This is a genomic window from Vibrio floridensis (assembly GCF_021852965.1).
Classification (GTDB): domain Bacteria; phylum Pseudomonadota; class Gammaproteobacteria; order Enterobacterales; family Vibrionaceae; genus Vibrio; species Vibrio floridensis.
Genome location: NZ_JAKGCY010000003.1, coordinates 428,477 through 439,922 on the forward strand (window position 1 = coordinate 428,477; position 11,446 = coordinate 439,922).

The 11,446-nt window shown below is 47.4% G+C and carries 9 protein-coding genes and 3 tRNA genes; all 12 read right to left on the minus strand.

The window, feature by feature from the left end; all coding sequences use genetic code 11:
- Positions 1-34: 34 nt before the first annotated feature.
- The gene (gene luxS, locus LZU85_RS08200) at positions 35-553 is read right to left on the minus strand and encodes an S-ribosylhomocysteine lyase (RefSeq protein ID WP_176299256.1); all 519 of its coding nucleotides are present in this window, start codon (positions 551-553) and stop codon (positions 35-37) included.
- A 50-nt stretch (positions 554-603) separates the two neighbouring features.
- The gene (locus LZU85_RS08205; RefSeq protein WP_237286869.1) at positions 604-1,209 is read right to left on the minus strand and encodes a transglycosylase SLT domain-containing protein; all 606 of its coding nucleotides are present in this window, start codon (positions 1,207-1,209) and stop codon (positions 604-606) included.
- A gap of 37 nt (positions 1,210-1,246) precedes the next feature.
- On the minus strand, positions 1,247-2,812 hold the full coding sequence (gene gshA, locus LZU85_RS08210; protein WP_237286858.1) for a glutamate--cysteine ligase: 1,566 nt from the start codon (positions 2,810-2,812) through the stop codon (positions 1,247-1,249).
- A gap of 156 nt (positions 2,813-2,968) precedes the next feature.
- Positions 2,969-5,827, minus strand: coding sequence for a M16 family metallopeptidase (locus tag LZU85_RS08215; RefSeq protein WP_237286859.1), 2,859 nt, complete (start codon positions 5,825-5,827; stop codon positions 2,969-2,971).
- Between the two features lie 9 nt (positions 5,828-5,836).
- On the minus strand, positions 5,837-6,298 hold the full coding sequence (locus tag LZU85_RS08220) for a YqaA family protein (protein WP_237286860.1): 462 nt from the start codon (positions 6,296-6,298) through the stop codon (positions 5,837-5,839).
- Entirely contained in the window at positions 6,292-7,242 is a 951-nt protein-coding gene (locus LZU85_RS08225; protein WP_237286861.1) for an NADP-dependent oxidoreductase, read from the minus strand. Before LZU85_RS08225 ends, LZU85_RS08220 begins: the two co-directional genes overlap by 7 nt.
- A gap of 119 nt (positions 7,243-7,361) precedes the next feature.
- Positions 7,362-8,492, minus strand: coding sequence for a sodium ion-translocating decarboxylase subunit beta (locus LZU85_RS08230; RefSeq protein ID WP_237286862.1), 1,131 nt, complete (start codon positions 8,490-8,492; stop codon positions 7,362-7,364).
- A gap of 9 nt (positions 8,493-8,501) precedes the next feature.
- Entirely contained in the window at positions 8,502-10,286 is a 1,785-nt protein-coding gene (oadA, locus tag LZU85_RS08235; protein WP_237286863.1) for a sodium-extruding oxaloacetate decarboxylase subunit alpha, read from the minus strand.
- 31 nt (positions 10,287-10,317) lie between these two features.
- Positions 10,318-10,575, minus strand: coding sequence for an oxaloacetate decarboxylase subunit gamma (locus LZU85_RS08240; protein ID WP_176299262.1), 258 nt, complete (start codon positions 10,573-10,575; stop codon positions 10,318-10,320).
- 504 nt (positions 10,576-11,079) lie between these two features.
- A tRNA-Arg gene (locus LZU85_RS08245) sits at positions 11,080-11,156 on the minus strand.
- A gap of 42 nt (positions 11,157-11,198) precedes the next feature.
- Positions 11,199-11,275, minus strand: a tRNA-Arg gene (locus LZU85_RS08250).
- Positions 11,276-11,364: 89 nt separating this feature from the next.
- Positions 11,365-11,441 (minus strand) — tRNA-Arg (locus LZU85_RS08255).
- Between the last annotated feature and the right edge of the window lie 5 nt (positions 11,442-11,446).

Genomic DNA, 11,446 nt, shown 5'->3' on the forward strand with positions numbered 1-11,446 from the left:
CACTGGGCCTTTAACTTTTTTATGATGAACTGAATTAATCGACTTTAAGCTCTTTCAACATGGCTTCAGGCAAGGCAAGCTCATCGTTTTTATTGACTGAGATGCCAGCCACTAAGATATTTTGAGCAATTTGCTTCGCTTCATCCAGAGAGTGCATGGCCGCGGTACCGCACTGGTACTCGTTCAACTCAGGGATCTTGTTTTGGCTTTCCACTTTCAACACATCTTCCATCGAAGCCGTCCACGCAGATGCCACATCTTGCTCGCTCGGCGCACCAATTAAGCTCATGTAGAAACCGGTACGACACCCCATCGGAGAAATATCGATAATCTCAACCGACGCACCATTGAGATGCTTGCGCATAAAACCAGCGTACAGGTGTTCTAGAGTGTGAATACCTTTTTCAGACAAAATGTCTTTGTTGGGGGCGGTGAAACGTAGGTCAAACACGGTAATGGTGTCGCCTTTTGGCGTTTGCATGGTTTTTGCCACACGCACAGCGGGTGCATGCATGCGAGTGTGGTCAACGGTAAAACTATCTAATAACGGCATTACTTCTCTCCTGCTCTATTCGTCCTTGATGCTCAGAGGACTTTACTGGCTTAGAAAAACCAGCTTCGATTATCTTCCAATTCTTGGCGGCATTGCTTTAGCTGCCAACCATAATCCTTGGTCTGTTGCTCCACTTTGCGAGCGACCTTGATCAACGAAGGTTTCTTTTGGTATGTCTTGCGTTTGTACCCACCTCTTCCTTCATGATAGGCGAGATACTGGTTATAAGGGTCCCATAAGGAGACGCCCAACTGCTTGCGTGTTTCACTGGTATACCAACCAATGAACATCAATGAGTCATCAAAGTTAGTCCGTGAGCCACCATGTCCTGTCGCACGTTGAAAATCTTCCCAAGCCGGATCTTGCGCTTGAGCATAACCGTACGCACTACTCACATGTCCCCAAGGAATAAACCCAAGTATATAGTCTTTTGGTGGCCTTGCATCGTGGCGAAAACTGCTCTCTTGTTTGACAAACGCCATCGCGACTTGAATCGGGGTACCCCACTCCTTTTCCATTGCTAAGGCATCTTTATACCAGCGAGGTTTCTCACGGAAAATGTCACATAAGTTATTTTGCTGTGCTGGCGGGGTAGTTGCACAGCCGGATAACCACACCACACCGAACAACAGCATACAACGAGCAATCTTCACCATCCCTCTTTCAACGGAGGCACGAGTCATTGCCGATACCCTATTTCAAGTAGGCGAAGTAATTGGCCAAATAGGTATCAAAATCGACCTTATCGGCTTGCTCAACTTGGCTCTGTTTCATGAGCGAGAGCTCAACCTCTTGCTCCATTTGCTGCAAAGAGAAGTGACGATATTGATGCGCTAAATTTTTCTCACGGTATTCACGACCCAACTCGCATCCCGTTGCGCCCAAGCTGCCATTTTGCTGAATCAAAGTAAGCATCTGTGCAGACAAGGTTTTGTCTGGATGATCAATCCACTGTTCTAGCTCACTACAAACGAGGCTGTATTGATTGTTACCATGAGCACTGTCCATGATTTCCGCTAACTGACGCAGCTCTGTAAACACGCGATGCGCCCAAGCTTGTAAGCTGAGCTTTTCACCTTTACAACCGATCTGCAACTCTAAGCCATACTCACGGCCAGATACCACCACCTTGTTCCAGTTTTCCCGCCAACAAGCCAGTTCACATTGATCCATTGGTTGCGACTCAGATAAGGCAGCCCATGTTAAGAATAAATCGAGGAAACGCACTTGAGTTTCCGTGATACCCACTGGCGTAAATGGATTCACATCCAGCGAGCGTACTTCAATGTATTCCACACCGCCACGAGCTAATGCCTCGGATGGCTTCTCACCATTTTGGGTCACACGTTTGGGGCGAATAGGAGCATAAAGCTCGTTTTCAATTTGCAGAATATTGCTGTTCAACTGGCGGTACTCACCATTTTCCTTCACACCCAACTTGGCAAACTCAGCCGAAGGTGTGCGGATGGCTTTACTTAGCCCTTCTAGGTATTCATCAATGCTGTTAAAGCCAATCGTCAGGACACTTTGAGCGCTATTGGTGTAACCCAAATCACTCAACCGTAGTGACGTCGCCTTAGGTAAATATAAGGTTTTCCCCAACGCTTCAAAAGGCAAAGAGGTCTTACGACCTTGAAGGAATGAGGAACACATGGCAGGTGACGCACCAAAGAAGTAAGGGATCAACCAACCGAAGCGATAATAGTTACGAATCAGGCCAAAATAAGCATCAGACTTCGTTGCTTGGCGATCTTCTTCTGTCTGTTCACCATGCAGCGCATCCCAAAAACTCTCTGGAAATGAGAAGTTAAAGTGCACGCCGGAAATGATCTGCATGAGGCTGCCATAACGACGCTTCAAGCCTTCACGATATAAGGTTTTCATTTTGGCCGAGTTTGAACTGCCGTATTGCGCCAAAGCGATTTGATCTTCATTTTCCACGAAACAGGGCATCGACATCGGCCACATTTTCTCTTCCCCAAGCTGAGTTTGGGTGAAGTGATGAATATCTTCTAGTTGGCTCAATAGCACATCAATATCGTTGGAAACGGGCGTAATGAACTCTAGCAAAGATTCAGCAAAGTCTGTGGTAATCCACTTGTTGGTAAACGCAGAGCCAAGTGACTTAGGATGCATGGTGGTCGCAATACGGCCATTTTGGCTGTAGCGCAATGTTTCACGCTCCACACCACGGCCAAACTGTTTAAACACTTCTGGGTTTCTTGCAACTAACTCGAGTCGCGCAGCAAAATCAGTCAAAATGAAATTCACTTATATCAGAAGCTTGCAGCGTCACACCTGCAAACTGAGTTGTCAGAAATCGAATTGGTCTGGATACCCTTCTGATGAACAAAAGGGTATCCAGACCAACAACAAGTAGCGAAGAGAAGTTCTCTTCGCTACTAAATGTGTACTCTATCGGATGATTTCAAGCTCTACTACAGGTTTATTTAGCTTTTCTAATTGTGGGCGAAGCGTTTTCGCGTCACCCACCACAATCATCTGATAGTCCTTGGGATCGAACCATTTTTCAGCCAAATCGTTCAACGGCGCCTTAGCAACACTGTCGACAATAGCATTACGCTGCTTGAGGTAATCCTCATCCAGGCTGTAGTGCAAGATATTACCGATCAACTGTGCTTTTTGGCTTGGCGTTTCGTATTTCAGTGCATCTTGCTGACCGACCGCTTGGCGCATAAAGCGTAACTCGTCATCCGTCATTCCAGATTGAGAAAACTCATTCAGTTCATTCTCCATCTCAATTAACGCAGGAATGGTTGCATCAGCGCGCACTTGCGCATCAAACACCACGACACCGGTTTCGAGATTGCTGGCAAAGTAGCCTTGTGCGCCATAGGTATAGCCTTTATCTTCACGCAAATTTTGATTTAGGCGACTATTGAAATTACCCGCCAAATTAAAGTTCGCCAACTGGCTCAAAAACATTTCTCCCGTAGCATCATACGGTAGGCCCAAACGAACCATACGAATCACGCTTTGCGGCGCTCCCGGCTTATCCACCAAGTAGATTTTTGACTCACTTAATGGCCTCAAAACTTGTGGACGATACAGCGGCGCAGCCTCACCTTGCCACTCTTTCCAGAATGAAAGTTGCTTTGCCATATCACGACGATTTAAATCCCCCACCACAACGATTTGTGCGCTTTGCGGTGTATAGTGCGCTTTGTAGAACGCCTTTACGTCATCCAACGACAAGCTGTTTAATGACGCCATAGTGCCATCGCTAGAGCGAGCAAACAGTGAATCTCCGTAAAGAACCTGACGTGTTGCTTGTGAGGCCATCCAGCTTGGTTGCTGCTGCTCATAGACCGCGCCTTCAATCATCTGTTTTTTCGCTCGTGCGAAATCATCTTCGTTAAAGGCAGGGGACCGGATCATCTGCTGAAAAATTTCCAAAGTTGCTGGCAAATTTTTCTCAAGAGCGGATAGTGTCACCATTGTGCTGTAGCGTTCCGCGGAAACACTAATGGTACTACCTAACTTATCCAGCTCCGCTTGGATCTCTTCTGCGCTGCGTTTTGTTGTGCCCTCTTGCATCATGGATGCAGTCAATTTCGCTAACCCCTCCTTGCCTAACACTTCAAATCGGCTGCCTGCAGGAAAGCGGAACTGCATTAATACTGTCGGAGTCTCGTCACTGACAGCGCCGAGTAACTCGCTGCCATTATCAAAATGAAGCTTATACAGTTCTGGCATTTCAGCTTTCACTGCTTTGGCAGCCGAAGGCATCACAGAGCGATCAAAATCCGCCTCAGCTTTTCGGTAAGCGAGTTGTTCATCCGAAATTTTGTCGTATTCTGGTAAATCGCGTTTTGGCGTCACAAAGTTGGCTTTTTGCACCGCCAGTTCTGTTTTCCCTTTAGGTACCACACTTAATGTGACCTTGTTTTTGCCATCTATAAACTGCTGATAGGCTTGATTGACTGATTCGGTGCTTACTGCACGTAACTGATCAAGTTGGTATTCGATGCGGTCAGGGGTCGCAAAGAATGTTTCATTGGCGGCCAACTGACTCACTTTGCCACTGACGCTTTGTAATGAGAACACGGCATCGGCTTCTGCTTTGCCGAGAATCTGCTCCAACCGCTGGGCATTGGCACCTTGTTGCTTAAACTCATCAAGCGTATGCATCAGCTCTTGGTAGAGTCCGGATAAATCGCCTCGATCACCAGAATCGCCCATCGCATACACGTAGAAAGTACAGGCTAATTCAGCACAATCTTGGAAGGCGCCAGCATCGACGGCTTTTTGCGTTTTTACTAAGTTTTGGTACAACAAGCTGTTGTTCCCTTCACCAAGCAAGCTGGCTAAAGCGTCCAGTGAAGCTTCTTGCTCCTCACCTTTATAGCTCGTTGGCCAGCCAATCATCACCATTGGTTGACGAATACGATCTTCCAGCGTGATGAAGCGATTTTCATCCAGTTTTGCAGGCTGCTTAGGTGCGTTATTAACCTCTGGCCCGCGTGGAATGCTGCCAAAATACTTATTAACCCACTCCAATGTCTGATCACTATCGATATCACCACCAATGGTCAGCACCGCATTATTAGGTCCATACCAGCGCAAGAAAAATGCTTTCAGGTCATTGACGTCTACACGGTCAAGATCGTCAACATACCCGATAGTTTGCCACGAATATGGATGTCCCTCTGGATACATCGCTTCGGCCATCTTTTCCCAGATCAGGCCGTACGGACGATTGTCGTAGCGCTGCGCACGCTCGTTTTTCACCGTGTCACGTTGCACCTCAAACTTACGTTGCGATACGGCATCAAGTAGAAAGCCCATACGATCCGACTCTAACCACAACATTTTCTCAAGTTGGTTCGCTGGCACCGTTTCGAAATAGTTGGTTCTATCTCGGTTTGTGGTGCCATTTAGTGTTCCGCCGGCTTCCGTAATGATCTTGAAGTGTTGCTGATCACCCACATTTTCCGAACCTTGGAACATCATATGCTCGAAGAAATGCGCAAAGCCTGACTTACCAATCTCTTCTCGAGCCGAGCCGACATGATAAGTGACGTCAACGTGCACCAAAGGATCGGAGTGATCGGGTGACAAAATGACGGTTAAGCCATTTTCTAAACGGTATTTTTCATACGGGATTTTGACTTTACCCGCTTGCGCTGACGACTCTTCAATCAGAGTCACCCCTTCTGGTAATGAAGAAAAAAACGGCACAGAAACCGATTTTACGGAAGAACAACCAGCGAGGACAAAAAGAGAGCAGGCACTCAGCATCAGTTTTTTCATGCTTTTTCCTTAGAATAGTCCGATATAAAGCATAGCCAGCACGCTGTAGCGTACCGCTTTCCCCAGTGCGATAAGCACCAGACAAGGAAGAAATTTCATTCGCAGCCAACCGGCCGCTAAACAGAGAGGATCGCCAATCACAGGAAGCCAACTAAAAAACAGCCCCCAATAGCCGTATTTGGCTAACCACCTCAAAGCGGTATGACCATGTTTTTCTTGTTGAGTTCGATTTGGTAGCAGCAAACCTAGCCAATAGTTAGTTAACCCACCAAGGGTATTTCCTAGCGTCGCGACAATAATGATGTGTGAAATTGGAAATTGATTAAGAGACAAGGTCGCGATCAAACTCGCCTCTGAGCCTCCTGGTAATAAGGTTGCACTGAGAAAACCACTGAAAAACAAGACCCAAAGTGCAGAGTCGGAAAACCACAATGCCGCCTCTGCAAACCATCCATTAAAGGTTTCTAACATTGCATATCCAGTAGTACTTTTCCTCGGGTATGCCCTGTTTCGATTTGTTTGTGCGCATCACTGACCTCATGCATCGGATAGATACGCTGAATTTCTGTTTTAAGTAAGCCAACGCCTACCATATACAGCAATGTATCCAACTGCTGAGGATCGGGATCCACCAACATCCCCATCGCCTCAAACCCGAGCAGTTTGGCTTTTTCACAGATCATCTCAGCACTCAGCGTCGGCACCGTCACGACTCTGGCGTTGTCTTTTAAACACTTCAATGCATCAAGGGCAACATCACCACCAACCAGATCAATCAATACATCCACATCACTCAAACGCTCTGAAGCAGCAGCAAATTGGTAATTGATGGCATGAGCACCCAACGTTGCCATGTAATCTAAATTGCGTTCACTGCACGTCGTATACACTTCGGCTTTCGCAGCCACGGCGATTTGCACGGCCAAATGGCCAACGCCTCCAGCGCCAGCAAGAATGAGCACACGCTCCCCTTCTTTCACTTGGGCCTTGTTCAGCGCTTGGGCTGCCGTTTGCCCGGCTAATGGAAGTACCGCCGCAGCCTCTAAAGTGACCGAATCTGGCACCAGACTCAGTGCGTCTTCTTCCACGCAAAGATACTGGCTGTAACCACCGCCTTCTAATGGGAAACCGACAAAACCGGCAACGGTATCGCCTAGGACAAAGCGCTCCGCGTTCTCACCACAACTGACGACTTTGCCAGAAATGTCATAACCTGGCACCCAAGGTAATTTGTCCTTATTCTGTGCCGCTGCCCACCCCAGCCCTGCACGCGTTTTAACATCGATAGGATTAATACCTGAAAAATAGACTTTAATGACGACCTGACCAGGTTTGGGTTCAGGCATTTGACTTGAACGGATAGCCAGTACATCAGGGCCACCAAATTCTGTAATAACGATTTGCTTATTTTCCATAATCAGCCGTTCCTAAGGACAAAAAGAAAGGGATGCCGAAGCATCCCTTTGACTATAAACCATTTTGTTAACCGAAGTTAATTGTGATGACACAATTTGACTTACATTTCACAGCGAAGTTATCCAACTAGAGCCAATAGCACACCGGCGGCGACTGCACTACCCAGTACACCCGCCACATTCGGCCCCATGGCATGCATCAACAAGAAGTTTTGTGGGTTTGCTTCCAACCCCACTTTGTTGACCACGCGAGCCGCCATAGGCACAGCTGACACTCCAGCGGCACCAATCAACGGATTGATGTCTTCTTCCGAGAACTTGTTGAGTAGCTTCGCCATCAGCACGCCCGCGCCAGTACCAATACTGAACGCAGCAGCACCTAATGCAAGAATGCCCAATGTTTCCACATTCAAGAAGTGCTCAGCTTGTAGTTTTGAACCTACACCTAAACCAAGGAAAATAGTCACGATGTTGATCAGCTCGTTTTGTGCCGTTTTTGACAAACGTTCTACCACACCCGCTTCACGCATCAAGTTCCCCAGACAGAACATCCCTACCAGCGGCGTTGCAGAAGGAAGGAACAAGATGGTCATTACCAATACCGCCAATGGGAAAAGCACTTTCTCCACTTTTCCGACATGACGAAGTTGAGCCATTTTGATCTTACGCTCTTCCGGCGTCGTGAGCGCCTTCATGATCGGCGGCTGAATAATAGGAACCAAAGCCATGTAACTGTATGCCGCTACGGCAATCGCCCCCAATAAATCAGGAGAGAGACGGCTGGCGAGGAAAATGGCTGTTGGGCCATCCGCGCCACCAATGATGGCGATGGATGACGCATCCTCCATGGAAAACTCCATGCCCGGCACATAGTTCAATAGAATCGCACCAAACAGCGTGGCAAAAATACCAAACTGCGCGGCGGCACCGAGCCATAAGGTTTTAGGGTTGGCAATCAAGGCACCAAAATCCGTCATTGCCCCAACGCCCATAAAAATAAGCAGTGGGAAAACGCCAGATTCAATACCAATGTAATACACGTAGTAAAGCAATCCACCCGACTCGGTAAAGCCCGCATTCGGGATATTAGCCAAAATGGCACCAAAGCCAATAGGTAACAGAAGTAAAGGCTCAAAGCCTTTACTAATGGCTAAAAACAGCAGTACACAACCGACTGCGATCATACAGATTTGCCCAAGTTCAAAGTGGGCAATCCCCGTTTCAGACCAAAGCGTGATTAATCCATCCATGGTACATCCTTACGCCAAACTCAGTAGAGGTGAGCCTACTGTCACGGCATCTCCCTCTTTCACATTCAGTTCATGCACCACACCACTACGAGCAGCGCGGACTTCAGTTTCCATTTTCATCGCTTCGAGGATCAGCAGAATATCGCCCTCTTCAACCGAGCTTCCTGCTTGAACATGAACTTTGAAGATGTTGCCTGCAAGCGGAGCCGATACAGCCTCTGCATCGCTTGGTACTGCCGCAACAGGAGCCGCGATAGGAGTACTCGCTGGTGCAGCGGCTGGTGTCACCGAAGTCAATTGACCTTCTGGCCCTACTTCAACATGGAATACCTGGCCATCAACACGAACACTGTAAGCTTCAACGGCACCATTAACGGCTTTCGTCGCCGTTGGCTGAGCCACCTCAAGAGTCGGTGCTGGCTCAAATGCATCAGGATTGCCACGATTCTTAAGGAACTTCAGGCCAACTTGTGGGAAGAGTGCGTAAGTGAGAACGTCATCAACACTCTCTTTAGCCAATTGAATGCTTTCTGATTGTGCTTTTGCCAGCAGTTCGTCTGTCAGTGTATGCAATTCCGCTTCAAGTAAATCAGCAGGTCGACACGTGACAGCTTCAGCACCGCTCAGTACACGTGCTTGCAACTGCGCATTCACAGGAGCTGGTGCAGCGCCATATTCGCCTTTGAGAACGCCTGCCGTTTCTTTGGTGATGCTCTTATAACGCTCGCCCGTCAGGACGTTAATGACCGCTTGAGTGCCGACAATTTGCGAGGTTGGGGTCACCAATGGAATAAATCCAAGATCTTCACGAACGCGAGGGATCTCTTCAAGAACTTCGTCGATACGATCCGCCGCGCCTTGCTCTTTCAATTGGCTTTCCATGTTGGTCAGCATACCACCAGGAACTTGAGCAATCAGAATGCGAGAATCCACCCCTTTCAATTGACCTTCAAACTTAGCGTACTTTTTACGGACTTCACGGAAATACGCGGCAATAGGTTCAATTTGAGCAAGGTCTAAATTGGTATCACGCTCGGTACCTTGCAACATCGCCACCACGGTTTCCGTTGGAGTATGACCGTAGGTGCAGCTCATGGATGAAATCGCGGTATCCAAAATATCGATGCCAGCCTCTACCGCCTTAATCGCCGTCGCGGTTGATAACCCTGTGGTAGCATGGCAGTGCAGCGCCAATGGGATATCACAAGAGGATTTAATACGCGTAATCAATTCTTGCGCTTCATAAGGCTTAAGTAAGCCAGACATATCTTTGATACAAAGCGAGTGACAACCCAAGTCTTCTAAACGTTTGGCAAGATCGACCCAAGTGTCAGTATTGTGAACCGGGCTGGTGGTGTAAGAAAGCGTCCCTTGCGCATGTGCACCAACATCCACCGTCGCTTTAACCGCTTTTTGGAAATTACGCACATCGTTCATCGCATCAAAGATACGGAAAACATCCATACCGTTGGCATGAGCACGCTCAACAAACTTCTCAACCACATCATCGGCATAGTGACGATAACCCAGCAGGTTTTGACCACGCAGTAGCATCTGCATTGGTGTATTCGGCATCGCTTTCTTCAGTTCACGTAAACGCTCCCACGGATCTTCCCCTAAGAAACGGATACACGCATCAAAGGTGGCACCACCCCAGGTTTCGAGCGACCAATAACCCACTTTATCCAACTCTGCTGCAATAGGCAGCATGTCTTCAATGCGCATTCGGGTCGCAAACAGTGATTGATGGGCGTCGCGTAGGACCACGTCAGTAATTGCTAGTGGCTTAGACATGCTCATAAACTCCTTTTATTCCTTTGTTGTACTACTTCGCAACCGAGGCGCGATGCTGATGAATCGCAGCAGAAATTGCCGCGACGACCTGTGGGCTCACTGTTGAAGTGTGATTGGTTTGATTTTTTACCGCTTTGGGTGTAGCGATCGGTGGTGGTACTTCTTGCGGTACCATTTTTGACATCAAGCGAACGAGGAAAATAAGAATAGTAAGAAAAATAAATACGACCCCCATTCCTGTTACCATTAGGGCTGCCGCATCAACTAAGAGGCTTCCAATATTTGTCATCTTGCTTCCTTTCTGTGTCATCCTGACATAACGCAGGACATGATTTATACACAATCCCGACCAACCGATTATCTAGATTGGTTAAATATTGTCAATTTTGTTTAAAAAGGTTTCAGAGCTTCCCACACTATTGGTTGCTTTTTTCACCACATAGATCACATAAACTAAAATATTCGCCCAAATTCCTGATACTTAATATGGACATTCATCAATTTACTGCAGAAGTTCGAACAAAACTGCGATAGAGATAAAAGAACACCAATAAGCTTTTGAATTGTAAGAATTAAAAACAACAAAAAATTAACAATCTAGAAACATTTAAATGCCCATTGTTTTTTTAGCGTTGTAAAGAGTGGTGGTGATCAATGAGAAGAGAAAGACGCGCTAAGAATAAATCGATTGTCCAGAAGTGAAGGCCTGAGGGATCCTAAAAATCCAATGCTCGCGGGTGCAAAAATGAGGAATAAGAAAAAACCCTGCATTTTCATGCAGGGTTTTCAAGGATGGCGCGCTCGAGAGGATTCGAACCTCTGACCGCCTGGTTCGTAGCCAGGTACTCTATCCAGCTGAGCTACGAGCGCGCAATAATCTGTTGTTCACCTTGTCACTTTCGAAAGAGAAAGTGGCGCGTCCGAGAGGATTCGAACCTCTGACCGCCTGGTTCGTAGCCAGGTACTCTATCCAGCTGAGCTACGGACGCGCAGGTGTTTGATATCAAAATCGCATACACTATTTCAATATCAGGAGCGAAGCCCCTTTAATCGTTAAAAGAATATTCATTTGAAGAAATGGCGCGCTCGAGAGGATTCGAACCTCTGACCGCCTGGTTCGTAGCCAGGTACTCTATCCAGCTGAGCTACGAGCGCGCAAT